This is a genomic window from Mucilaginibacter sp. P25 (assembly GCF_050859465.1).
Taxonomy (GTDB): Bacteria; Bacteroidota; Bacteroidia; order Sphingobacteriales; family Sphingobacteriaceae; genus Mucilaginibacter; species Mucilaginibacter gossypii.
The window spans coordinates 6,445,639-6,469,398 of the sequence record NZ_CP193937.1; the positions used below are offsets into that span (position 1 = coordinate 6,445,639).

21 protein-coding genes and 1 pseudogene are annotated in these 23,760 nt (G+C 43.4%); 12 read left to right on the forward strand and 10 right to left on the reverse strand.

The features are described from left to right. Positions 1-177 precede the first annotated feature (177 nt). Genes ACRQ5D_RS32505 through ACRQ5D_RS32520 form a run of 4 tightly spaced genes read right to left on the reverse strand, consistent with a single transcriptional unit; the run spans position 178 to position 5,628 of the window. On the reverse strand, positions 178-726 hold the full coding sequence (locus tag ACRQ5D_RS32505) for a TolC family protein (protein WP_432327855.1): 549 nt from the start codon (positions 724-726) through the stop codon (positions 178-180). After that, the gene (locus tag ACRQ5D_RS32510; protein WP_432327857.1) at positions 672-1,628 is read right to left on the reverse strand and encodes a TolC family protein; all 957 of its coding nucleotides are present in this window, start codon (positions 1,626-1,628) and stop codon (positions 672-674) included. The genes ACRQ5D_RS32505 and ACRQ5D_RS32510 overlap by 55 nt, the downstream gene beginning before the upstream one ends. 2 nt (positions 1,629-1,630) lie before the next feature. Continuing rightward, entirely contained in the window at positions 1,631-4,672 is a 3,042-nt protein-coding gene (locus ACRQ5D_RS32515; RefSeq protein WP_091169765.1) for an efflux RND transporter permease subunit, read from the reverse strand. Positions 4,673-4,677: 5 nt separating this feature from the next. Next, positions 4,678-5,628: an efflux RND transporter periplasmic adaptor subunit gene (locus ACRQ5D_RS32520; protein WP_431198808.1), complete on the reverse strand. Its 951-nt coding sequence runs from the start codon at positions 5,626-5,628 to the stop codon at positions 4,678-4,680. A gap of 387 nt (positions 5,629-6,015) precedes the next feature. On the opposite strand from ACRQ5D_RS32520, the gene ACRQ5D_RS32525 reads away from it, so the two are divergent. From ACRQ5D_RS32525 to ACRQ5D_RS32560, 8 genes are all read left to right on the forward strand, one after another. After that, entirely contained in the window at positions 6,016-6,207 is a 192-nt protein-coding gene (locus ACRQ5D_RS32525) for a hypothetical protein (protein ID WP_143020797.1), read from the forward strand. Between the two features lie 222 nt (positions 6,208-6,429). Then, the gene (locus ACRQ5D_RS32530; protein ID WP_432327860.1) at positions 6,430-7,524 is read left to right on the forward strand and encodes a hypothetical protein; all 1,095 of its coding nucleotides are present in this window, start codon (positions 6,430-6,432) and stop codon (positions 7,522-7,524) included. After that, complete coding sequence (locus tag ACRQ5D_RS32535) at positions 7,517-7,966, forward strand: hypothetical protein (protein WP_091169777.1); 450 nt, start codon at positions 7,517-7,519, stop codon at positions 7,964-7,966. The genes ACRQ5D_RS32530 and ACRQ5D_RS32535 overlap by 8 nt, the downstream gene beginning before the upstream one ends. A gap of 47 nt (positions 7,967-8,013) precedes the next feature. Beyond that, positions 8,014-8,394 (forward strand): efflux RND transporter permease subunit, encoded by a 381-nt coding sequence (locus tag ACRQ5D_RS32540; protein ID WP_431198809.1) that lies wholly within the window; start codon positions 8,014-8,016, stop codon positions 8,392-8,394. Between the two features lie 35 nt (positions 8,395-8,429). Then, positions 8,430-9,635: an efflux RND transporter permease subunit gene (locus tag ACRQ5D_RS32545; protein ID WP_432327864.1), complete on the forward strand. Its 1,206-nt coding sequence runs from the start codon at positions 8,430-8,432 to the stop codon at positions 9,633-9,635. A 167-nt stretch (positions 9,636-9,802) separates the two neighbouring features. Then, positions 9,803-10,669: a hypothetical protein gene (locus ACRQ5D_RS32550; protein ID WP_432327866.1), complete on the forward strand. Its 867-nt coding sequence runs from the start codon at positions 9,803-9,805 to the stop codon at positions 10,667-10,669. Further along, on the forward strand, positions 10,660-11,154 hold the full coding sequence (locus tag ACRQ5D_RS32555; protein ID WP_431198811.1) for an efflux RND transporter permease subunit: 495 nt from the start codon (positions 10,660-10,662) through the stop codon (positions 11,152-11,154). Before ACRQ5D_RS32550 ends, ACRQ5D_RS32555 begins: the two co-directional genes overlap by 10 nt. Before the next feature lie 199 nt (positions 11,155-11,353). After that, entirely contained in the window at positions 11,354-12,079 is a 726-nt protein-coding gene (locus tag ACRQ5D_RS32560; RefSeq protein ID WP_091169782.1) for a LytR/AlgR family response regulator transcription factor, read from the forward strand. Positions 12,080-12,208: 129 nt separating this feature from the next. On the opposite strand, the pseudogene ACRQ5D_RS32565 reads toward ACRQ5D_RS32560, so the two are convergent. Together ACRQ5D_RS32565 and ACRQ5D_RS32570 are read right to left on the reverse strand one after the other, a co-directional pair. Further along, a pseudogene (locus ACRQ5D_RS32565) lies at positions 12,209-12,781 on the reverse strand (TlpA disulfide reductase family protein); the annotation flags it as partial. 155 nt (positions 12,782-12,936) lie between these two features. Next, the gene (locus ACRQ5D_RS32570; protein WP_431198812.1) at positions 12,937-13,926 is read right to left on the reverse strand and encodes a hypothetical protein; all 990 of its coding nucleotides are present in this window, start codon (positions 13,924-13,926) and stop codon (positions 12,937-12,939) included. Positions 13,927-14,699: 773 nt separating this feature from the next. Here ACRQ5D_RS32570 and ACRQ5D_RS32575 point away from each other — a divergent pair. Next, on the forward strand, positions 14,700-15,218 hold the full coding sequence (locus ACRQ5D_RS32575; protein WP_431200913.1) for a sensor histidine kinase: 519 nt from the start codon (positions 14,700-14,702) through the stop codon (positions 15,216-15,218). Beyond that, complete coding sequence (locus tag ACRQ5D_RS32580) at positions 15,215-15,904, forward strand: LytR/AlgR family response regulator transcription factor (RefSeq protein WP_091169795.1); 690 nt, start codon at positions 15,215-15,217, stop codon at positions 15,902-15,904. Before ACRQ5D_RS32575 ends, ACRQ5D_RS32580 begins: the two co-directional genes overlap by 4 nt. A gap of 334 nt (positions 15,905-16,238) precedes the next feature. Here the strand turns inward: ACRQ5D_RS32580 and ACRQ5D_RS32585 are convergent, their stop codons facing one another. The 4 genes from ACRQ5D_RS32585 to ACRQ5D_RS32600 form a co-directional block, all read right to left on the reverse strand. Further along, on the reverse strand, positions 16,239-16,433 hold the full coding sequence (locus ACRQ5D_RS32585) for a hypothetical protein (RefSeq protein ID WP_256337461.1): 195 nt from the start codon (positions 16,431-16,433) through the stop codon (positions 16,239-16,241). A 117-nt stretch (positions 16,434-16,550) separates the two neighbouring features. Further along, positions 16,551-17,228 (reverse strand): type 1 glutamine amidotransferase domain-containing protein, encoded by a 678-nt coding sequence (locus ACRQ5D_RS32590; RefSeq protein ID WP_091169798.1) that lies wholly within the window; start codon positions 17,226-17,228, stop codon positions 16,551-16,553. Between the two features lie 26 nt (positions 17,229-17,254). Further along, a complete protein-coding gene (locus ACRQ5D_RS32595; protein WP_091169802.1) occupies positions 17,255-17,653 on the reverse strand; it encodes a DoxX family protein in 399 nt (132 codons plus the stop codon). Further along, positions 17,653-18,111, reverse strand: a complete 459-nt coding sequence (locus ACRQ5D_RS32600) for a MarR family winged helix-turn-helix transcriptional regulator (protein WP_256337462.1) — start codon at positions 18,109-18,111, stop codon at positions 17,653-17,655. The genes ACRQ5D_RS32595 and ACRQ5D_RS32600 overlap by 1 nt, the downstream gene beginning before the upstream one ends. A 314-nt stretch (positions 18,112-18,425) precedes the next feature. On the opposite strand from ACRQ5D_RS32600, the gene ACRQ5D_RS32605 reads away from it, so the two are divergent. Both ACRQ5D_RS32605 and ACRQ5D_RS32610 read left to right on the forward strand, forming a co-directional pair. Beyond that, positions 18,426-19,325, forward strand: coding sequence for an AraC family transcriptional regulator (locus ACRQ5D_RS32605; protein ID WP_091169805.1), 900 nt, complete (start codon positions 18,426-18,428; stop codon positions 19,323-19,325). 1,216 nt (positions 19,326-20,541) lie between these two features. Continuing rightward, positions 20,542-23,727 carry a SusC/RagA family TonB-linked outer membrane protein gene (locus tag ACRQ5D_RS32610; RefSeq protein WP_091169809.1) on the forward strand — a complete coding sequence of 1,062 codons (3,186 nt, stop codon included), beginning with the start codon at positions 20,542-20,544 and terminating at the stop codon, positions 23,725-23,727. Positions 23,728-23,760 lie beyond the last annotated feature (33 nt).

The following is a 23,760-nucleotide window of genomic DNA, read 5'->3' on the forward strand; positions in this document are numbered from 1 at the left end:
AAAGTTGAAAAGCTAAAGCCTGTTATTTTATCCGCTGAAGCAATGCAATCCTTAAAAATGTAGCGTTTTTAAATACTCAAAAAGCCGCACTATTGCTTTGCGTATCGTGCAGCTTTATTTACCATTTAATAAATACTGGTAAACTCGTCGCCTACCATCTTTTAATAGACGTTAAGCTTAATCAGAGACGTCGTAGGATATTTTCGTTCCGTTAACGAAGTCGAAAAGCGTCAGCCTCCGAATATGATAATATGATTCCCAAAACAACCGGAGATTTTTTATAAACGCCCGCTTAGCTTCATCCTTTTCCGTTAAGGCGATATTCAATTCGGTCAGCCCGATACGACCGATAAGGAATTGTTGTTCAGCCAGATCATACCGTTCACTGGCTATAGTATCAGCCTGTCGCGCGATTTTGATATTGTCACTGATGAGCTCTGTGTTTTGAACCAGGTTAACGATCTCTTCTTCAATCGCGATTTGCTCGAGCTCAATATTGTACTGCTCTGTTTTTAAATTGGATAAAGCCAAGCTTCTCTTTCCCCGGTTCCGTCCCCAATCGACGATAGGAATACTTAGATTTAACGAAAGCTGTTGCTGGCCTCTCGACGAATTATAAACACCATATATGTTATCATCAGATCCATTTACACCTGCTACGGCGCTCAAAGTCATCGAATAACGCTCCCGGTTAGCGCTTTCCAAATTGCTTTTGGCTTCCAGCATGCGTCTTTTAAAGGCAATAAATTCCTTCCTGTTTTTTTAGCAGCCGCAATAGCTTGGTCAACGGATAATTGCATTGCCGGGAGATTTTCCGGAATCAGCAGGTCAGCCAGACTGGTGTCTTTGATACCGGCATAAGCTTTTAATTTGTATACAGCAGATTTAAAGTCGACATTCGATTTTTGTAGGTCCTGCTGTGAATTCAGTATTTTCAGTTTTAACTGCAAAATCTTGTCCTTGGTTGTCGTACCAAGACTGATTCTCCGATCTTCAATAGTGTACAGGTGCTGAATATTTTGCAGGTTTTTAATGGCTAGCTTTTTATTCACCGATGCTTCAATAGCATCAAAAAAATAAGTTACGATGTTGTCAGACAGACTTTCCATCTCTTGAACGAACGCTTTTTCTCCTTCCTGCATTTTCAAGGGTTCGATCTGTTTTTGCCATTTGAACCGATTGTAAGCAAACAACGGCTGGTTAATGACCAAGTTATAGAGGCTTCCGCTGTATTGCTTATAGCGATTCCCGAAGTCATCGAATCTGGACATATTGGTGGTCAGCGATAAGTCACCTCCAGTAGCGAGAATACTCTGACTTAAAATAGCACCCAGGTTGGAGTAATTTTGTTTGATCGGAATAAAGCGGAATGAGCCATCATCCTGCGATATTTTGGAATATTCCTTAGTATAATTCGCAAGACTACCGGTGATTACCACTTGCGGCTTGAGTGTTGCCTTGTAGTTTTCGAATGACCATGCTATGGTTTGACGGGTACTGTTGGCAAGCTTGGCCGATGCAGAATTATGGATGGCCAAAGCGATCATCTCGGACAGCGAATAGACCTTCTTTTCCTGGCTATGGCCAAGGACAGGAATAAGTAATAAGATAAACAAAAAGTACCTCATCTTTATTTTGACATTTTGAATTTGGTAGTAAGAAAGAAATAGGACAGAGGAACAAACCATACGGCCAGGAATGTCCCCATTGTTAATCCCCCGATGACCACATAGACCATCGGTCGTTGAAGGTCGCTGCCTATTCCCGGCGTTAACAGGACGGGTATCAGCGCGAGGCTGGTACTCAGTGAGGTCATTAACAATGGTTTCAGACAGATTTCACCTGCTTGATGTAATAGATTTTCCAGTTGTTCGACACTTTCTGAACCATTTGACTCCTGAAATTGCCTCCTCAGCCGGTTGATCGTTTCGACTTTCAGTATCGGATCGTCGACAATGATTCCCAGTACGACCACAAAGCCCACCGCAGCCATGATGTCCAGCGTGCCGCCTGAGATCCACAATAGCAGCAATGCTGCAGACAACCCAATCGGCATGGTCAGCAGCACAATAAGCGGATAAGTGATGCTTTCAAACTGCATGGCGAGAATAAAGTAGAGCAGCAGGATAGAAATGAAGAAAATGACTGCCAGATCTTTAACAGTGGCCTTACTGCTATAATACTTTCCCGTGAACGCAACAGAACAGTTTGAACGTAATGCGATTTGAGTAATGGAGTCGCTGAGCTTATCAATGTCATCATGATTTTGCTGTGCAAACAGGATTGATCGGTAAGGGCCGGCCCTGTCAGCAGTAACGTTTTTGGGATGTCCGACAAGTTCGTAATCGACCAAAGCAGTAAGTGGGTAAGATGAATGTTGCTTATTGATCACCGACTTGGCAAGCAAAGTGGTGAAATCAGCTTCCGGTCCGCTTAGTTGCAGCGACTCCCCCTGGTCTTCATTTCCTTGCCTGATCCTGTAAGGACCGAAAACCCTTTTAAGTTCCGACCTGACATCTTCAGCATCGATGTGGTAAGCTTCCAGCACCTTTTCCTTGAAAGACATGTCAATATTTTCTTCCTCCTGGAAGCCGGGGCCGAATTGCCAGTTATTGTTGTTTATGCCAGCTAGAGCTTTTTTCAGGGTTTTAAAATCCACTTCTCCTGAAGATGCAGAAATAGGTTTGAAGCGGGCCTCAAAGTACGGCTGATTATCTTCGAACAATTTGGTGAAAGCATTCGGTGCGTCTGTGATCGTGAATGTAGCATCAGGAAAGTGGGACTTCATGATTTGTGCGAGCTTCGCTATTCCCTGTCTCTTTTGTGCTTCGTTCTTAAAATTGAAGTAGATTTCCGCGTGCTGTGTGTTGTTAGTGTTTTCGTTCAGGGCAAACTGCCTTATACCGATCTCAGCTTCCCAGGCAACATCTTTGTCCAAAACACGGGTTGCTGTAAGCGTATTATAACGATTAGCTTCGACTGCTAAGGGGGCGTTCCAGTCAAGTGTCATTAGGCTTTCGTTTTGCGCAATGTGCGGGAGCGAGGCAACGGGGATAAAACGATAGATAATAAAACAGGCAGGCATGAAAAGCAGCGTGATGTAGAAAAAGAGTTTTTTGTGCCTGAATACAACGCTGATCATGCGATGATAACCGCCGGATATCCACAAATAGAATTGTGTATCCTGTTTTAGCGTTATCTGTCGTTTTCCTATGAGCAGCTTGTACAGCAGGGGGTTGAGCATAAATGCAACCAAAAGCGAGACTGTTAGTGATATGGTCAGCGCGATGGCCTGGTCGTATACCAGTGCGCCTGCGATCCCACTCAGGTAGACCAGCGGCGCGTAGACAGCCACCGTCGTCAGCACCTGGCTGATCACCGGAACTATGACCTCATTGGTACCCTGGACACAACTTTCTTCCGTATTCAGCCCTTCAAGCTGCTTCCTGTAAATATTATCCAGCACGACGATGGAATTATCGATCAGCATGCCGATGCCTAATGCAAGGCCAGAAAGCGAAATAATATTAAAAGATATTCCGAATATATAGAAGAATACAAAGGAGATGATCAGCGATAACGGGATACTGATGCTCATTAGCAGTGGCATCGCATAATTCCCCAAAAAAATAAATAAGAGCAAAATGCATAGTAATCCTCCGAAAAGCAGGTCCTGTACAAGATTACTGATGCCGGCTTCCAAAAGAAAATTCTGGTTCTGGGTAGTTGCAAATCTGATTTTGGGGTAGTCCTTTTGCAGGTATGATACGGTACTCAGGAGATGGGGCAGAACTTCATTCATCTTAGCGCCCGGCTGTTTCATAATATTGATAACGAGCCCTGCTTTACCGTTATAAATATGGTATCCTGTTGGAGACTCCCTGTATAGAGTAACATCTGCTATTGATCCGAGTGTCACGTGATGCGCGGAATCAATGGGAATCATTACGGACTTCAGTTGTTCAATGCCCGGCGTGCGGCCTTTAAGCTTCAAAAAATAATTATTAGTACCGTCCTGTACGGTTAATGAACCCAAATCTGTTGCAGAAGCATCTATTGCTGAAGCAATACGGTCTATGTTTAAACCGATCCCGGACATTTTCCGGGTATCAGGAATAATTTTGATCACCGGACGCTGGGCACCGCTGATATCTACCTGTGCAATACCCTCGATCTGCTCAAACCGGCGTTTGATCGAAGTTTGGGTCAATACCGACAGTTCAGGTAGCTGGGCTTCACTTTCTGGGGTCAGTTGCACTCTCAGAATCGGCACATCAGACGTATTTAGCCTGGAAATCTGCGGCCGTGGCATACCTGATGGCAGCGTACTAATGAGCCTATCGATTTTTTCATTCACGTCCACATAGGCCAAATTCATATTAGTGCCGTACTGAAAGGAAACCCGCAAGGTCGCCGCGTGGTTGGTACTTGTTGTTTCTATATCCTGGAGGTGATCTACATTGATGACACTTTCCCGGATCAGACTGGTCACATTTCTTTCAATAGCAGCGGCGGCGGTATTCGGATAATTTACCTTGATCAGTATGACCGGAACATCAATAGAAGGGAGTAAGGATACCGGTATTTTTTGCAGCGCAAGTATCCCTAATATGCTGATCACCAAGAACGACATTAACACAGCTACCGGCCGTGCGATTAAATACCTGACCATAGATGTTATTTTGAGGTTTTGTTGATGGCTACGGGGCTGTCGCTGTTCAACTGCTGATTATTGGATATAATGACGCTTTGGCCTGAAGTGATGCCGAAAAGTATTTCGACTTCTTTACCATCATCATGCCCGATGTTGACGTAATTCCAAACGGCCCGGCCGTTTTCAAACGTGAACACGATCATCTTTCCGCCTCTGCTGACGACAGCCCGCTTCGGGAGCATGATCGCACGGTTCGCCGGGACATTGATCGTAGCCTGGGCGTTCATCCCGGGCAAAAGAGCTCCGGGCTCGTTAATATGAAGCCGGACTTTGACCATACCGTTGTCCGCTACGATCGGGTTGATCTCTTCGACAACTGCCTTATGTATCTTGTTCGTTGCCAAAGGAATAACCGTGCAATATTGTCCTTGCCTGATCTTATTGATATCTTCTTCCAGAAGATCGGTTTCCATAGAAAGATCCGTTGCGGAATAGATGGTAAATAGTTCATCGCCAGCCCTGACAAAATCGCCCTGATGCACCTTTAGGTTAGCCACTTTCCCTCCGAACGGGGCTCGTACTACGGCTCTGTCAAGTTCGTTCTGGCGCTCCTGTATATCGAGTTCCGCCTGAACAAGGCCGACATTCGATCTGATTTTATGATAAACAGTATCAAGCGTTGCAGGTGCTTTGTTTTTTAACAGTGACTCCTGGCTTAACAGGTCACTTTTGTAATTGACTGTACTATTGAACGCTGTCTCCTTTGCACGGTTTAGCTTAAGGAGCAGGTCTTTAGTGTCAAATTTTAATATTTCTTCGCCGATGCCGAAGACCGCGCTGTTGCCGGCTCTGCTCGAACTGATAACGCCACTCGCAGGGCTATAAACCTTGGCGAATCTTTCCGGGTAGATTTTTCCGTTGCCTTCTATTTTAAATTGCATTTCCCTGACTTCCGCGTGAATAGTATCGACCATAATACGATCCGGGGTCGATGCCTGCAGCCCGGCAACATCTGTCGGAACACTGTCCTGATCCCCCCGCTACAAGAAAGAAATAGGCAGAAAAGGAAGGTGATCGGGATAAAAAAACGTACTTGTTTTGTCATATACCTATTAGTTTGTCTATAAATGATGTACTGGGCAAAAACTGTTTTTTATATTAAATAGTATTTATCCGTATATGAAATAGTATTATATGAGGACTAAACCCATAATACAGAAATACAGAATTATATTCTCAATATTAAATAAAATAAATATTATATTCTGTTGTTATTTAATTTTTTGTTATATAATTTTGCTTTGTCGCCGGCCGGCAGCAATAGTCAATTATTATTTTTTTATTACTTAAAAAACATTATCATGAAAATCTTGAAAAAAAACTTTTCAAAAATCGTGGCAACTTTCGTTCTTGTAGGATCAGGAATCGTTTTGCCTGCCAAATCAAATGCAACAGTACAATATTGCTGGGGCAGCCTTCGCACCGTGCAGGGTATTTCGGTTTGTGACGGCGCGGCGAACAACTGTACCCATCCGTGTACAGTTGCCAATTAATTCGTTACCGGAGCCTGTGATCACAGGCTCCGTTTTCAGACCGCCGGAAAGTTTTAGCACAGGCCGGCATATTCCTGCTTAACGGATACATCTCAATGACTACACGAACATGAAACCTATACAATCACTTTTACCCAAAGCTCTTGCCGCATCGATGGTGCTCCTATGTGCGATTAATTTCTCTTGCGGACATGCCGGAAAAAGCCCTCGGATGCCAGGGAAATGACATTCAAGGTCACCGACAGTATCCCCTTATATAATGATTCGTTATCTTTCCGGTTCTTTGACGTCAGCAGATTTTCCAAGGACTCCATACTGGCGTTTCAGCATCCTGCCTTGAATTTATCTTTGTTAGATCGCAAGGGAGTTTTCCGGAAAAACATCAGTAAAAAGGGCGATCTGCTCGGCCAGTTCATCGGGACTTTTTTACAGCCGAATTTTTCTGCGGATGGTTACCTTTTCGTGGTAGAAGATGGCAATACGCCCTGCATCTCGGTATTTGATCCTGATCTGAAGTTTGTTAAAAGGATCTACCTGAACGAATACATTGATTATGATTATGTTCCCACCCTACAGTCTACCTCTTTTGTTGAGAAGAATAATCAGGGGACGAAAATATTCCTGAGCACCAATACCACGCAATACGGTTTTAGTTCAGCCGAATTATATAAACGGACCAGCAGTATTATAGAAATTGACCTGGATAAAGATTTTAACGTGAAAGGCAAAAAGCGATTTCTTCCATATCAGTCCTTTGAAAAGATCAGATCTGCGCTGTCGGAAAATAAAAAGGACTGGGATAGTCCGGTAGCCCAGCTTGCTGCCGACCCGATTACCCGCAGCAGGTATGTAAAATATGAATTTGATGATAACCTGTATGCCTACGACCAAAACTGGCACCTGCTCAGAACTTATCATGTTTCTCCTCCTTACTCTGGTGCGGGGTATGGCATCCCTTTTAACCAGGGTATCAGCGATCCGCAAAAAAGTATGGAAACAGATTTCAAATGGAGATACGCCAATATTTATTATTACAGCATGGATGTCAGGGATGGCAAAGCCTTTCTGCTTTATTGGAAACCGCTGCCCGCTGACGGGATACCTAAAAACCAGTTCGAGGAGAATAAGGTGCTGGTGACTCCTGTACTCCATATCATCGACTTGAAGACCGGGAAGCAATTCTATACTAACCTTCCGGGTAAATTCTCTCCTTACAGCCATGTAGCTGCACTTAACCGGAAGGAAGTAATGATCTCCGGAAACTCCAAGACCAGTGAAGATATACAGCTTTATAAATTAAGATTAGCTTATGAATAAGACCTCTTTCGCTGTGCTCATTTCACTGCTAACATTCTGTCTTTTATCATGCGGCTGTAGCCGGAAAGATGAACAGAGACCGTTTCGGGCGGCGGATTCTGTTTTAACAAAGTACCATATCAGCGACCGTAATTCAGGAACATTCTATCTCATAGCTGATGCTTCCTGTGAGTTCTGCGTTAAAAACCTGGAGTTTTTTCTGCGTAAAGTGCCCCGGACTGACAGGCATATCCTCTATACTACGGGATTTAGTAAAATACGCTATGCTGATCTCCCAATCAGAAGCATCGTGGACAGCAGTAATTTGGTGATCCTGCCAGGCTATGCGCTGTTGGAAAATGCGGCAAATTATACACATGATATCAAAGGACCCTACAAAATCGAGATCAGTGACCATCGTGTCAACGAAATCACATCCCTGAAACTGATGGTACATAAGTAGCCGGCGCCGGGCTCTTATGTGCTATACTATGTCAAGCCTCCTCATCAATGACGCCCAGAAGAATTGTCATCCTTTTCGTGGTAGTGGCTTTGCTGAGCATCCTTTGTATCAGTAAACTGAAGGTAAGTTATCTGCCGGCAACTACGGTCACTAATCAGATATCTGTATATTTTGATGTTGCCGGTTCCGATCCGGAACAAACTGAGGCACTGGCGACAGAATCCCTGGAAAACGCGCTTTCGGGCATTACTGGTATCAAGAAAATATCTTCGGTATCCTCTTATAATTCGGGACGTATCGTCGTTTCATTTGAGAGCGAATCCGATCTGGATTACAAGTATTTCGAAATCATGGCGGCTGTCCGGCAATTGCGGGAACATCTTTCCCCCGTGTTTCGTTTCCAACTGTTATCAAAGGGGATGAATTGACAAAGCTTCGACAGACGCCATTCCTCGTATATGCCGTGACGTTCAGGGAAAATGCGGAGAAGGGAAACGATTTACTGGTGTCTGTCAGACGAAAGCTGGCAGCGGTGCCAGGTATCAAGCAGGTGGAATTGTCCGGATATGCCAGTCAGCAACTTACAATCACTTACGATGAACAAAAGTTAATGGCCCTTCAGCTTCAACCATCATCGCTTTTATCAGCGATCAGTAAAAACACCTCAGAATACTATCATGGTTTAGCTGTCTACCCGGGCCATGGAAAGTTATTTATCCGGTCGCTGCGCCCGATAAATTCACTTGATGACATCAGGAACATCCCCGTGGTTAGCCCCCGTTCAGGCCTGATCCGCCTGAAAGAACTGGCCGAAATCAGCCTCGCCGATCAGCCGGTAACCAACATATTTCGGATCAACGGGGAAAGATCGGTCAATTTGGCCATATATGCCGATGACCAAAAAAACCAGGTAAAAATGGCCGGACAGATAAAGCGGATCATCCAAGAATTTGAATCGATGCTGGCAGGCCGGTGCTCGTTCCATCTGACACACGACAACGCAGCGTACATCGCCGCGGAGCTTAGAGATAACATCATCAGAAGTTTTTTTGTCGTGGCCATACTCGTCGCTCTTTTATTTGTTTCTTATCATAACTGGCGACCGTTTGTGATTCTGACCGGGACTCTGCTGATCAACCTCGGGCTGCTCCTTTGGTGCTGCTGGGCTATGGCGATCCATATCCATCTCTATTCACTGGCGGGTATCACCATTGCTTTCGGAATCATGATTGATCACGGCATCATTATATTCGATTACTTTCATCAGGATAAAAATATCCGGTCCTACACTGCGCTACTTGGGGCCACACTCACCACTATCGCATCCCTTTTGCTGGTCTTTCTGTTGCCGGATGAAGAAAAACAAAATCTCGTTGATTTTGCGACGATTATCTGCATCGCCCTCGTATCCTCGCTCCTAACGAACCTTTTATTCACGACTGCGCTTTATCGGCTGCTTTATCGCACCGGTCATGGACAACCGTCCCTGGGGGCCGCGAAACAAAATAAAGCCGGCTTTGAGCGGTCGCACCGGCTTTATTTTTGCATGATCGAAAGAATCAGCGGAATCAGGAAGACATTTCTTGTAATCGTGACCTTATCTTTTGGAACTCCTTTTTCCTCCTTCCGGAAAAAATTGAAAGCGCTCCGCTTTACAACCGGACCATAGGCTCGGCACTTTACCAGCAAGGTATCCGGCCGTACCTGGATAAATACACGGGCGGCGCGCTCCGGCTATTTAAAGTAAATGTATTTGACGGAAGCGGCTTTCGTGACGCGGGAAAGACCAGACTGATCATCAGTGCTGAAATGCCCGCGGGGAAACCATTAAGCGAAATGGACAAGCTTTTTACGACACTGGAAAGCATTTTAAAGCCTTACAATTGCATTGATAAATGCATCACCCGGATCTCATCCCCGCAGCAGGGCGTAATGGAGGTTCTGTTCAGGAAGGGGTTCGATCATTCCGGGTATCCTGCACAAATAAAACTTTTACTTACCAATAAAGTGGTCTTTTATGGCGGAGTGGTCTGGGGAATTTATGGATCTGGCCAGGGCTTCAGTAATTCGCTGGAGAACCAGCTACCCTTTTTCAGGATCAAGATTACAGGATATGAGGCGGGAAAGCTCGATCAGATGGTCTCGGATTACGGCCAGTTACTAAGCACCAACAAACGCGTTGGGAAAGTTGATCTTAATGACCGGTATACTTATGAAGATAAACCTGCCCAGCAATATAATTTTCATTTGAATGAAAGTGCGCTGTCTGCGCGGGGACTCAATCACGAAGATATCAACAATGCATTGGCCTGGGAGCGTGGCAGTTCCGAAAGCCCAGCCATCAAGGTGGATAATACCTTTTATTCTCTTTATTTCCATTCCATGTCTGCCAGTTCTTTAACTGGTTGGGATTTACTTAACTCCCCGTTGTTCGTTAATGCCAGCCGTGCCATCCGGTTCAGGGATATCGGGGCGATGACTTTAGATAAAATACCTGGAGCCGTTTATAAAGAGAACAGGGCCTATGTGAGGATTGTCAGCTTTGAGTATAACGGATCTGCAGACTTCGGCGGTCGCTTTTTAGACCGAAGTATTAAGGAATTCAAAGAAAAGATCCCACAAGGGTACCTGATGCAGCGGATCGACGATTCCGGAACGAAAAAAACGATAATGGTCTTTATGGCAGCATCATTATGCTATTGATCGTCGTCAATTATATCATCTGCGCTATCTTGTTTGAAAATCTTTTTCGACCACTGATCATCATTTTTACCATCCTCGTTTCTTTTATCGGGATATTTCTTGTTTTCTACCTATTTGGGGTTTCTTTCGATCAGGGAGGTTATGCAGCTTTCATTATGCTCGGTGGGCTGGTAGCTAACGCCGGTATCTTTATCATCTACGACTACGACGTATTGCTTCGGAGAAACAACCCGGGACAAGCGGATCGGAACAGGATGCTGATTGCTGCCGTAGCGAATAGGTCGCGTACTATTTTATTGACGAGTATATCTGCGGTATGTGGTTTGATCCCGTTCCTGTTTGAGGGCAGCAGCCAGATATTCTGGTTTTCCTTTGCCGTTGGTACTCTCGGAGGGGTGATATTTTCGTTTTTCAGCATCTTTATTTTTCTTCCGGTAATGTTATGGCATAAATCCGGCTATCGGCAGGTCGAAGGAAATCTCTGAACCACTTCCTGAAGCTTTGATGATCATTGTCAATATCATTCATCCGCTGATCTAGGGCATTTGTCAACTTTTTAGCCGTATTCGTCATTTGTCCAGAAATCCAACCCTCTATTTTTCATACTTTAAAGCAAATAAAAGCCGGGTATGCCGGAGCTCGAATGTCTTTTTAACCTATGTTTATCACATCCCCCCAATAAATATGTTAAAGTGCTGTATTATCGAAGATCAACCATGTTACTCGACACAGGTTATTAAAAATCATATTAGTGATACGCTCGGCCTCGAATTTGCAGGTTCTTTCACTGGCTTCGGGAAGGGCTTTGACCAGGTAAGGCGGTCAATACCGGATGTTTGTTTCATTAACGCCAGTATGCAGCGGATAGCGGAGGCTGATCCGGCCGGAATGATCGGAAGCCTGACTACCATTGTGCTGATTACCGAAGAACCGAATTACGCGCTGGAAGCTTACGATAATGAGTTTTTTGATTACCTGCTCATGCCGGTATCTTATAAACGCTTCTTACAGTGTATGAACAGCCTGAAGAAATTGGCGAAAAGGCTAAATGGTTACTCCCGGGAAAATCATTTCTTCATCCGTGCAGAATCCCGCGGCAAATTCATCAGGATCAATTATTCTGACATCATATTTATAGAAGGCGCCCTGAATTATATACAGATACATCTCACAGACGGGACCAAGCATAAGACATATATTTCCCTTACTGATATCTACATGAATTTAAGCCAGTTAAAATTCACCAGGATTCACCGCTCATACATCATCAATAACGAAATGATCACGGAAGTTAACGGTAACGAGGTGACGGTAAACGGCAAATTTACATTCGGCATCGGGGCGGCCTATAAAAATGGTTTCTTTGAAAGTCTCACAACCAAGGTGATCGGAGCCAGAAAAACGGCCTGACCTCTGATATCGATGCTCACCCCCGTCAGTATTGTCTTTAATGAGCTGGTATAGGTATGTGCCCAGATCCTCCCTTGCCCCAATCGATCTGTCAAGGACAGCGCCGTTTTTACCGATGACGATATGTGCCGGAAGGACGTTGGTACCGAACGACTTGCCGAGATCACCATCATAACGCAGAATAGTATAGCTGAACGGATGTCGATTCAAAAAATACCGCAGGTGTTCTGCCCCATCCGTTGTAATGCCCAGGAAAACAACATCTGTCTTGTCATTGAAGGAATTGACCAGGTTATTTAACTGCGATATTTCGGCTACACAAGGCGCGCAGCTGATGCTCCACAGATTAATCACAATAATCTTATCCTTGAAGTCACCGATCCGAACAGGAACTCCGCCAATTGATGAGGTCAACAAATCCAGTATGTGCACGGCGGATTCACCACCCTGATTTGTAGTTGCACGCTTCTTCAACGAAGCTGCAAATAATTCAAATGTCCTTTTAGCTGCCGCGTCCGCTGAAAACAATAACCGGAGCGAGTCCAGCTTTATGGAAGGTGCCGCCGCATTATATAACACCCTGTAATCTTCTATAGATCGCTGATAATCCCTGCTAAGCCTGTACGCCTCAGCTCGGACGCTCAGGATCAACCTTTTGAAATTTCCCTCTATACTGGTTCCGTTGATCATATGCATCGCCATGCTGGCCTGGGCGACCGATTGACGATAGTCCTTCTGTGCCAATGCAAGCCTGGCCAAATCCAGGCGGGTTAGTGATAAATAGAGCTGATATTCGCCAGGCGTTACACCGCCTTCCCGATAGACACTACCGCTTCGGAAGTAAGCCAGTTCCTGCCTTAGCAGTACACGGCATCTGTCAGTTTTTTCCGGCGCGCGATATATAATTCAGGAAGCCTGTTCAAATCATAATAATGAAGTGTACCGGTACGGCATGTTGCCCTCCTTACTTTTTCAAAAGCTTCAACGGGGATGGACAGATCATCCTTAAGTGCGTTCCACACGTCGGGGTCCCGTGATATTTCCGCAGCGGGGTACTTCATGAAGATCCGCTTGATTAAAGGCAGGATATCCTCCCCTGGGCCGCGTCCAGAAGCTTTATAATGCTCATAATTATAAATGCTGAAAGCAAAATCCGATTCTGCACTTGTGGGAAAATCATTAAGGGCCTTTGTTAGGTATTCTTTTCCCGCCAAAGGGTCTCCATTTTTCACAGCTGCAATGCATAAAGCAGTCAGCAATCCGGCATTGCTCGTCGTTCTACTATGCCGGTAGTAGTACTCCAGGCGCCTGCGGAGCCCGGCTATTTGTAGTTGGCCCGAGCTGTCCGGCCTGATCATCGATACAATGTTAATGTATTTGGCATAGGCCAGGAAATTATTCGTATAACGCACGATCTCCCGCAGGAAAATACTGTCCGGCTTATCCGTATACAGGGTTTGAAGAAAGGCGCCGCGGACTGGTACCCGGGTGTCCCTGGTGTAAACCGGGGACTCAGTCGCCGAACGCCGCGCATCTTTAGTCCTGTCGTAAAATACCGCCTGAAGCGATGCAGCATCCTTAGGAATCCTGAAGTAGGCCACAAAAAGTTTTTGTACCCTTCTAAGCCTGGGATGGTAGGTTCGCAGACTACCATCCTGAAAATAAGATGTTACCCTTATAAAGAGCTTGTTATGGCCATTTAGTTCAGCGCCAGGCGCCCCTGTGTTATAACTGAAACGCATTGTTTCTCCTGCTGCAGGCTTCCGGGCATCCCTGTTCCCTGGCTGCGCCGTCGCCAGGAGAGGCAACAAGCAGACGATCAAAGCAACAGCACTAGTTCTAACCATTTTTTAATTTTTCATAAATTGACTACAAACATGCCTGAAGTGCAAAATATTTTGATTACTAGTAGTCCACAACGGATGAGGCTTTGTTTTGGACCTCTGAATCGAATTTATGCTATAAAAAACATCGCCCGTCATTTATTTCCATCGCTTTGTCAGGAAAATCCGGTAATTAGTGGGAATTACCTTATATTCATCACATGAAATGGCTGAAAACCTTATGGGACCGATCTTTTACAGAAACGCCCTACCGAATTATTTTGCATAGCTGTTTTTGGTTTATTCTCCTCTTTTTCGGAATGGGGGAAAGTACCAGTGTCCGTATTGATCTGCAGCAACGCCTTTCTGTATCTTTGGTGGGGGTATTCTTTTCGCTTTTCCTATATTACCCGCTTGTGTATTTTATTTTGCCATTGCTCCGCCATAAAAAATGGTTATCGGCATTGTTTTTTTTATTGTATTACCTGGCGGCCGTGCTGCTTCGCGATTATCATATCAAACTGGTCGTCGGCTTTTACAATCTCAAAAATACCTGGGTAATCGGGGGGATTTCTGGGAGCGTTTGCGTAGCAGCCGGTTTAACCTCACAATCCTGACCGAAATTTTATTCAGCAGTATACCCAGCATGCTTCAGGTTATTTATATACCGTTGTCCATTAAATTTATCCGCTACGCTTACCAATCGGCAATCAGGCAAGCCTGGCTAGCCAGAGAAAACGCCCAGTTACAGCTATCCACTCTTAAGGCACAGATCAATCCGCATTTTTTTTAATACACTGAATAATTTACAATCATTTATAGTCCGGAACGAAAAAGCCAAGTCCGTCGACCTCCTGATCAAACTGGGTGAATTTATGCGGTCAACATTATATGATTGCAATGAAGATTTTATAACTATGTCCCAAGAGATTTCCCTGCTCCGCAATTATATCGCCATCGAACTCGTCCGTTTCGCTGAAAAGGCTGATATCAGGATCAATCTGGCTGATCAGGATCCAGATTATCAGATTCCTCCGTTTATCTTTCTGCCTTTTATCGAGAATACCTTTAAATACGGAGGGGCATTGCCTACCAACGAGATCGACATCCACGTGGAACTGGTTAATGGGTCCGAAGCTATCTTACTTAAAATAAACAACCGATACCACAAAAAAACAGATTTAATTGCCAGTGGCGGTATCGGCCTGCAAAATGTGCGGATGCGCCTGGATCATTATTATAAAGCAAAACACCAATTGTTAATAAATCAAGCGGATGATTTTTTCTCAGTAGAATTACAAATTGATAAATCATGAATTATTTGATCGTTGATGATGAACCACAGGCGCGTAAATTACTGCAGGCCTATATGGAAAACCTGAGTACCTTCCATTTGGTAAGGGAATGTGAAAATGTTATGGAAGCCTTTGAAGCCTTACACAGCGAGAAGATCGATATGATGTTCCTGGATATTAAAATGCCCATCATCTCGGGAACCGATTTTCTGCGGTCTCTGAAAAATCCGCCCTTGGTCATTTTTACCACTGCTTATAACAAGTATGCGATCGAAGGTTATGAACTGAATGTGGTCGACTATTTGTTGAAACCTATCGCATTGCCTAGGTTGCTGTTGGCGCTCGAAAAAGTTCAGGACCGTTTCAGGCAGAGACCAGTTCCGACGGTTCAGTTTAGCAGCTATTTTTTTGTCAAGGTCGGACTCAAGCTGCTTAAAGTGAATTTCGAAGAGATCTTATTGATCGAAGGCATGCAAAATTATTGTAAACTGCATTTGAAAGACAAGGTGCTGGTAGCTGGCACCACCATGAAAGCGATGGCCGAAACCTTACCATCAGCAAGCTTCATCAGGGTACACCGATCCTATATCGTACCAGTTATAACGATCAAAGCGATCAACGGGAACACGATAGAAACTTCTTACAAAGAGGTGCCTATAGGAGTGAACTATCGTTCCGCAATTCTAAAATACGCCAACCCGAAGTAAGTTAATACGATTATATAAACCGTAAAAAATCAAAGCATCTGTCGATAGCTCTGCAATGAATTTAAAGTTTACAGACAGTCCTACTCGCTGGGGCGAGATGTTAAAGGCACAAAGTATAGAATAATTAGCGATCAGTGGATAAACCACAGTCTATTGACCCCTGTCGGCCGATTTGTCTTTGACCACTTTCTATTTTTGTAATCAAGCAGTTAGAAATGCAAACAAAATTGGCGAGGTGGGGTCAACCAAAATATTTTTTCCATGTAGCCCTGTTAAAACCTTTTTTTAACAGGGCTACTAACAAGGAATTTATTTCACCTCTATCACGAAGCCTTCAACCGGGTTGCACACTTTTTTCATAGTTTTGCCCGATGCTTACCTTTGCAATGACAGCGGTGTTACCGGCAGCAGCCTTTTCTTGTTTGATCACTAAATTGAGGGCGCTGTCAAAACAGACTGCGTAACCTGCCTCGAATAATTGCTCGGGATTGGTATGATCGTCATCTGCGCCGCCAAGTACTTTGGGCACCCTAACTTCCAGGTCTAATACCCCCGTTGCTACTTTTTACATGACCATTGCGGCCTCCGGTTGCAGTCGCATCCACGTATATAATGTTTTCATTTCTTAAAAAGGTTTTCTTAATAATTATTTTAAACGGGCGATCATCTTTTCGGCAACACCTTCTGACGAAGCGGGATTTTGTCCGGTTATCAGCAAACCATCTTCAACCACATGTATGCCCCAATCTTCGGTTTTACTATAGTTTCCGCCCAGGCTTTTCAATTCATCTTCAACTAAAAACGGTACAACATCGGTCAGTTTTACTGCCGCTTCTTCTGTATTTGTGAAACCGGTAACGTTTTTCCCTTTTACAAAAGGCCCGCCGTTATCAAATTTTACATTCTTAAATACGCCGGGCGCGTGGCAAACCGCGCCAACTAATTTACCGGCGTTGTAAAAGTCAAGTATCAACTGTGCCGATTTTGCATCATTAGCTAAATCCCAGAGCGGGCCATGGCCGCCAGGATAAAATATTGCATCGAAGTCAGATGCATTCATTTCGTCAAGCTTATGAGTATGGGCAATTACATCCTGTACTTTTGCATCGTTGTAATAACGTTTGGTAGATTCGGTTTGCGCAGAAGGCGCTTCGCTGTTGGGGTCGATAGGTGCTTGGCCGCCTTTAGGAGTGGCTACCACTACCTCATAACCAGCATCAGTAAATTTATAATACGGTGCGGCAAATTCCTCTACCCAAAAACCGGTTTTGTGGCCGGTATCGCCTAATTCATCGTGCGAGGTAACTACAAATAGAATTTTCATTGGTTATTTCTTTTAAAGTATAATTATTAACTATTCTTTTTAAGCGCATTGGTACTCCAGAGCGCCCATAGGAAAAGGATTGGCTGAAAGAAGAGTCTTATAAGCCTTGCGTTATCAGTATTAAGGCCGAAGGCGTTTACGTTATTAACGTATTGTGAGATATTCCCCGAGAAAATGAGTACAAAGAAAACGGCCGCCGTAATGCCACCCCATTTTTTATATCTGACTGCAAAAATGAGGGCTAAACCCAAACTTATCTCTGCAATTCCGGATAAAACGACTGTAAGATCAGGATCAACGGGTAGCCATTTAGGTACCTGTGCTAAAAATTCCGTCCGGTTAAAAGTAAGATGACTTACACCCGCAAAGGCTAAGAAAGCACCGAGAACTACACGGGCTGTATTTTGTATTTTGGTAGTACGCATTATTTGCCTAAAACTTTATTTAAAAGAGCTTTTAATTGCAATAGTTCGTCGTTGGATACATTAGCGCACTTAACTAATTCTATCGGGATATGTATTGCTTTCCCTTTTAATTGGGTGCCTGAAGTTGTTAAAGAGATCATCACCACGCGCTCGTCTTGCTTGCCGCGGATCCGGTTTATCAGTCCTTTTTGTTCTAATCTTTTCAATAATGGCGTAAGGGTTCCTGTATCGAGATATAACTTTTCGCCTAACTGATTTACCGTTTGCGTTTGATGCTCCCACAATACCATTAACACCAGGTATTGCGGATAGGTAATATCCAGCTGGGCCAGCAGGGGCCTGTACAGATTGGTCAGATTTCTGGAAAAGGCGTACGCGGGGAAACAGATCTGATTTTCGAGCTTCAGTAAATCTTCTATAGATGTATAACGACATTCATGTATAAATGTTTTGCACAATATAATTTTCCAAAATTAATTTAGCGTTTTTTCGGCAAAAAATTCAAAAATTATTGCGAATTAGCTCCAAAATAAATTATTTATCTTCCATTTTAAGCCAAGTAAGTCTTTCATTGTTAGCTAAATCGCCACACATTATTGATTATAATCGTATAAAATACAATTATAATACTTTGCATTTTTATAAAATCCTTTTTTTAAGATTTATTAAGCAATAAATTATCCTTTTATAATATTAAATTATCCATAGAATCGTAAAACTTGCTTTTTTATATTTATTAATTGTAAATTAAACAATAATTAATAAACCCGGTATGAAAGTTTTACAGTTTACCATCCCTGTCGCTTACGATAAAACTGTGATCGCAGAGAAAGTTTGCCAGAAGCGCCATTATCCTTACCTGCACCGCCATAAAGAGATACAAATTACCTGGATCAGAAAAGGTGAAGGAACTTTGATAGCAGGAAACCATATGCATGATTATACCGTCGGTGATATGTTTTTCATCGGGGCTAATATGCCGCACGTTTTCAAGACTAACCCGGATTGTTTTTTTACAGGCTCAGATAAGGAAGTAGAGGCACTTACCATATTTTTTAACCCGGAGGGAAGACTCACGCAATCGTTTGACCTTCCGGAAATGAAGCAAACATTATATTTTATACGGCAACATCAACAAGGGTTTAAATTTCCGGCTTATCTGCGGGGAAAAATGTCAAGTGCTATGGTTAATTTAGAACAGGTGTCGGGGATTGACCAGTTAATTGCCTTCTTCGACCTGCTTAAGTTGGTTGTTAATATAAAAACAAAACTTGATCCATTGTCCTATGGAAATCTTCCTGCAATCACTGATCATGAAGGTATCCGGATTGGCATCATTTACGACTATATCATCCACCATTACGGCAAAGAATTAACCTTGGAGGATGTTGCGAAAGTAGCATTTATGACTCCTGAATCATTTTGCAGATATTTTAAAAAGCACACCGGACACACCTTTGTTTCTTTTTTAAATGAAGTGAGAATTAATGAGGCTTGTAAAAAACTTATAGCGAACCGGTTTGAAACAATAAATACCGTTGCTTATAAATGCGGATTTAAAAGCATAACCAATTTTAACCGGGTATTTAAATTAATTATTGGCTTAACACCCAAAAATTACATGGATAATTATAACCAAAATATTTTAACGTTTAACATTCAGGCAGGTTGATGCTGCACGTTATCTAACCGTAAGAGCGATTAGTTTATTAATGCCCTACTTAAATCACGACAATCTTCCGTAAGAATAATTGTTGCCGGGTACCTTATTTACTTATTAGTAAACTTATACTTTCAGCAGTATTGGCTGGCAAAACCGTTTGAAACAGTGTAAAGGGTGTGGGGGGGCTGGGAGCATAAATGGCGTTCTTGGTACTTGTAACTTGTTGACAATGAATTAATAGGGATGGTAACTGGCCCTGTGATCTGTTTATTTATAAATCTGTACAAAGAACGATCAGTAGAGGGTAACAATGATGTCGGATTGATGGTACGCGAATCAGCCTCTCTTGCAATGATAATACAGGCAAAGTACAATTACAAAACAGTCTGTTCCCTGTGGAATCGCGGCAATCTGTTTACAAATGTTCAATCAGGTCAACTAAAATTTTAACAGGTATTTATAAGTTAAGGATCAGCGAACCCTTTTTATCCGATCTGTGCACATGGTAAAAACCTGGAAGGCTCTTCCAAGAGGTCCGGTACATCGTGACTTGGTCACGGACCGTTGCAGATTGACTTGTTTCAAAGCAGTTACGGTCCGCAGGAGGATTTTTGGAACCTTTTAGGCAGTGTATATAATACAGGCGAAACGCCGCGCTGTAACCAGGAGTAATCTTAAGATATGCTTTTAATCATTGGGACAGAAGCGCATTCAGGCCGGCGATAGCTTGGCTGGTTTGGGCGTAAGTTTCGTGGTTCATCCTAAATTTAAATTCGCGATATATTCAATTATAATCAATGGTGCGATGCCCTCCCGTATAAAATGGCTGATTTTGATCGACGCATGCCCGCCTCAACTATAACAGGTAATCTTTTCCCGAAAGCCCACAGGCATATTTAAACTTCCTATCATGTCATTTAAATAATTTACAAAATGTAGTTATCAAAGGATAATTTCTGACTAAATGGCAGTTAAGTATCTCGTTACTTTTGGTTATCAGTAAGTTATTGTTAGAAATTAAACGGCCATTGTAAAACTACATAAACCTGAACACCCAGCAGTAGTAATATCAATTCAAGAGTGGTTAAACTGATTATTTAAAAATTTAAGATTTGCCTATGACATAACAACAACAACAAACGGTGGCATTACTATGGGGCTGCCGGTACATTAACTTGTGAATTTAAGTTCAACATCCACTAAATTAAATTTAAACATCATCGAAATGGGAAAACGCTTACTAATTTTAATGCTTTGCTACTTCTTCTGCAATAATATTACAACAGTTCTGGCGCAGACCAACGCCGTAACCGGCGTAGTTAAGGACAACGAGGGTAAAGTGGTGCCGGGAGCTACTGTGGCCGAAAAAGGAATGGCTACTAACGGTACTACCACGGATCTTAATGGTAAATTTCAGCTTACCTTAAAGGGCAATTTAAATACTATCACCGTCAGTCTAATCGGTTTCAGACGGCAGGAAATTAAAGCCGAGGGAAAACCATTAACGATAACCCTGCAAATTCAGGAAAATTCCTTATCAGATATCGTTATTGTAGGTTACCAGAAGCAAAACAGACGGGAAGTCACCGCAGCGATATCTTCTTTAAGCGGAAAGGACATTGCCAATATACCGGCGGCAAGTTTCGATCAGACGCTTCAAGGGCGCCTCGCCGGTGTAAGCGTTTTGTCAAGCACCGGTGAATTGGGATCAAAGCCTGCTATTGTAATCCGTGGGACAGCCAATATAGACTTTGGGAACGCTAACGGCGGTAACACAGGCCCCTTATATGTCATAGACGGTATTATTTTCGACGTCAACGCAATGGGTAGCGCTTATGGGAATAATAATCCTTTATCACTCATCAACCCTAACGATATTGAATCGATAGATGTGCTGAAAGATGCTTCCGCAGCTGCCATATATGGCGCACGAGCGGGTAACGGAGTAATTATTGTAAAAACAAAATCAGCTAAGCAGGGGAAGCCTCAGGTTACAGTATCCGCTTTTGTGGGTTCTGTTACTAAACCTAATTTTATCAAAGTTTCGACGGGAGCAGCAGAAAGGTCGCTCAAGCTTGCACTGTTGCAGCAGCTTACGTACGGTGACCGGCAACTTGGTGTCATACCCCTGGCTATAACCGATAGTCTCAATTCCGCTTTTAACAACAATGTTGATTGGCAAGGCCTGCTTGTTCGGCAACAATCACTGGTCAATAGCCAGGATGTGGCAATTTCCGCGATCACTGGTTCGACATCGTACCGGCTATCTATTAACCACTACAACGAACAGGGCGTATTGCACGGTTACGGGCTGGAAAAGTTTTCTCCTCACTTAAATCTTACCATCAAACCATTGAAAGGTATGGAGTTAACCGCCGATCTGTTAATGTCTTCTCAACGCCAGCAACATGGGGTTGGAGGAGCGGGGGCCAATCTCTTTGGTGCATGGAATTTTCCAACCTCGCTTGCACCGTTGACACAGGCCCAATATGACGTTTACACCGGAAAAAAACACTATTATGATGATGATCGTGCATTTTCAATTATCGGCTCTTTACAATTGAAACAACAGATCACTCCTGACCTTATATTTAACAGCACCTACGGGTCGACCAATTATACCAATAAATACGGTTACTTTTCTCCGGTTGAATTAAATGGCACATTAAATACCGCTTACGATATTTATGCCAGCAACCCATCCTGGTCATTTGAGAATTTTCTGCAATACAACAAAAGGATTGGCAAGCACAACTTTCTGCTAGCTGCGGGTGCTTCGCTCTATAGCTACGAGAGTTATTATAATTATGCTTCTGCAGCGGGTATTTCCGTTTCGGGGATAAGTACCGTCCAGACCGTCCCTCCGGGAACGAACCTGAATGCATCCACCTCTTATCAGCGAAAAACAACCGAGTCTTATTATACTCGTTTTAACTATGATTATGCCGGCAAGTACCTTTTAACGGCCAGCATACGCAGAGATGCAAGTTCTATATATAGTTCAGCCTATAGATGGGCTACTTTTCCAGCGGTTGCTGCCGGGTGGATTGCTTCGGACGAGCCATTTTTTGAGCCAATAAAAAAAGCTGTAAATTTCTTTAAGATCCGTGCAAGCTACGGCATCACCGGAAAAGATCCTGGACAATGGTATTCTAAATACCAGTCCCTGTCAAACGATGCGAGCTACTTTGGCGGTACAAACGGAACAATTAACAACTTTGGACAGTTGGGTGGAAATGCCAGCACCTATAACGGTACTACAGTTGTATCTCCTTTTTCGTATTACAATAACTTTTCGAACTACGGGACAAAAGCAAATTCAACGGTGAGGTGGGAAAGGGATCCACAACTGGATTTTGGTGCTGATGTGGAGCTTTTTAACAGCCGGGTTAATTTAACTTTTGACTGGTACAGGAAAGATTCAAAAGACGTGTTCTTCTATAATGTCCCCGCTCAGGCGACGAGTGGCTATCAATATCAATCCGGGAACTATGTCGACTTGCGTAACCAGGGCTTGGAGTTTGCTGCTAACATCAATGTTTTAGGTGCCAAGTCCCCTTTTCAGTGGAATTTCAACTTTAACATTTCCTTTAACAAAAACATGGTGACCAAATTGCCAAATAACAACCGCGATTTCCTGTTTGATGTGCCATGGTTTTACAAAACTTTAACGTTGGGCAAGCCGATATTCAGTTACCGGATATTCCATACCAACGGTGTTTATGCTACCGATGCGGAAGTTCCTATTGATCCTACTACCGGCGCAAAAGAAACTGCTAACGGTGTTCCATTGAAAGCCGGTGACCCAAGATATGTCGATGTCAATGGAGATTATAACATTAACAATGACGATAAGTATGACGGAGGAAACCCCAATCCTAAATACACAGGCGGGTTCGGTAGTACATTCCGATATAAACGTATTTCGCTGAGCTTCTTCGCCTCGTATGTATTTGGAAGGAAAATATTAAATGGAGCACTTTCCGACGAGTTAAACGGCAGTAAATACCCGGGCAGTTATGGTACTACGGCAGGTCCAGCTACCTTTGTCAGTTTGCTTAACCAGTTCTGGCAAAACCCTGGCGACCAAACTAAATATGCCAGGTTAGTTTACAGTAACGCGGATGCCAACGTGAAGGATCCCTGGAATATAGGAAACGAATACTTTGTGGAGGACGGCAGCTTTGTAAAACTCAAAAACGTGACTTTAGGCTATGATCTTCCGGACAGATGGATTAAAAAGCTTGGTATGAGCAGATTTAATATATACGTTATGGGCGATAATCTGGCCATGTGGAAAAAAGCCAAGGATATAGCAGACCCAGAATTGGTAGACCCGACAACAGGCTCTGCAAATATCATATATCCGACAGCCGCAAAATTTACCCTTGGCGTTAACATCGGTTTTTAAAAGAGTGGGGCAAACCTTAATTCAAGTAATACT

What these genes read in the sequence shown, in the direction of transcription:
- ACRQ5D_RS32510 (WP_432327857.1), bottom strand. Translation starts at nt 1,628, where the DNA reads ATGAGGTACTTTTTGTTTATCTTATTACTTATTCCTGTCCTTGGCCAT.
- ACRQ5D_RS32525 (WP_143020797.1), top strand. Translation starts at nt 6,016, where the DNA reads ATGAAAATCTTGAAAAAAAACTTTTCAAAAATCGTGGCAACTTTCGTT.
- ACRQ5D_RS32535 (WP_091169777.1), top strand. Translation starts at nt 7,517, where the DNA reads ATGAATAAGACCTCTTTCGCTGTGCTCATTTCACTGCTAACATTCTGT.
- ACRQ5D_RS32530 (WP_432327860.1), top strand. Translation starts at nt 6,430, where the DNA reads ATGACATTCAAGGTCACCGACAGTATCCCCTTATATAATGATTCGTTA.
- ACRQ5D_RS32590 (WP_091169798.1), bottom strand. Translation starts at nt 17,228, where the DNA reads ATGAAAATTCTATTTGTAGTTACCTCGCACGATGAATTAGGCGATACC.
- ACRQ5D_RS32560 (WP_091169782.1), top strand. Translation starts at nt 11,354, where the DNA reads ATGTTAAAGTGCTGTATTATCGAAGATCAACCATGTTACTCGACACAG.
- ACRQ5D_RS32605 (WP_091169805.1), top strand. Translation starts at nt 18,426, where the DNA reads ATGAAAGTTTTACAGTTTACCATCCCTGTCGCTTACGATAAAACTGTG.
- ACRQ5D_RS32515 (WP_091169765.1), bottom strand. Translation starts at nt 4,672, where the DNA reads ATGGTCAGGTATTTAATCGCACGGCCGGTAGCTGTGTTAATGTCGTTC.
- ACRQ5D_RS32540 (WP_431198809.1), top strand. Translation starts at nt 8,014, where the DNA reads ATGACGCCCAGAAGAATTGTCATCCTTTTCGTGGTAGTGGCTTTGCTG.
- ACRQ5D_RS32505 (WP_432327855.1), bottom strand. Translation starts at nt 726, where the DNA reads ATGCTGGAAGCCAAAAGCAATTTGGAAAGCGCTAACCGGGAGCGTTAT.
- ACRQ5D_RS32555 (WP_431198811.1), top strand. Translation starts at nt 10,660, where the DNA reads ATGCTATTGATCGTCGTCAATTATATCATCTGCGCTATCTTGTTTGAA.
- ACRQ5D_RS32520 (WP_431198808.1), bottom strand. Translation starts at nt 5,628, where the DNA reads ATGGTCGATACTATTCACGCGGAAGTCAGGGAAATGCAATTTAAAATA.
- ACRQ5D_RS32570 (WP_431198812.1), bottom strand. Translation starts at nt 13,926, where the DNA reads ATGGTTAGAACTAGTGCTGTTGCTTTGATCGTCTGCTTGTTGCCTCTC.
- ACRQ5D_RS32550 (WP_432327866.1), top strand. Translation starts at nt 9,803, where the DNA reads ATGGACAAGCTTTTTACGACACTGGAAAGCATTTTAAAGCCTTACAAT.
- ACRQ5D_RS32595 (WP_091169802.1), bottom strand. Translation starts at nt 17,653, where the DNA reads ATGCGTACTACCAAAATACAAAATACAGCCCGTGTAGTTCTCGGTGCT.
- ACRQ5D_RS32610 (WP_091169809.1), top strand. Translation starts at nt 20,542, where the DNA reads ATGGGAAAACGCTTACTAATTTTAATGCTTTGCTACTTCTTCTGCAAT.
- ACRQ5D_RS32580 (WP_091169795.1), top strand. Translation starts at nt 15,215, where the DNA reads ATGAATTATTTGATCGTTGATGATGAACCACAGGCGCGTAAATTACTG.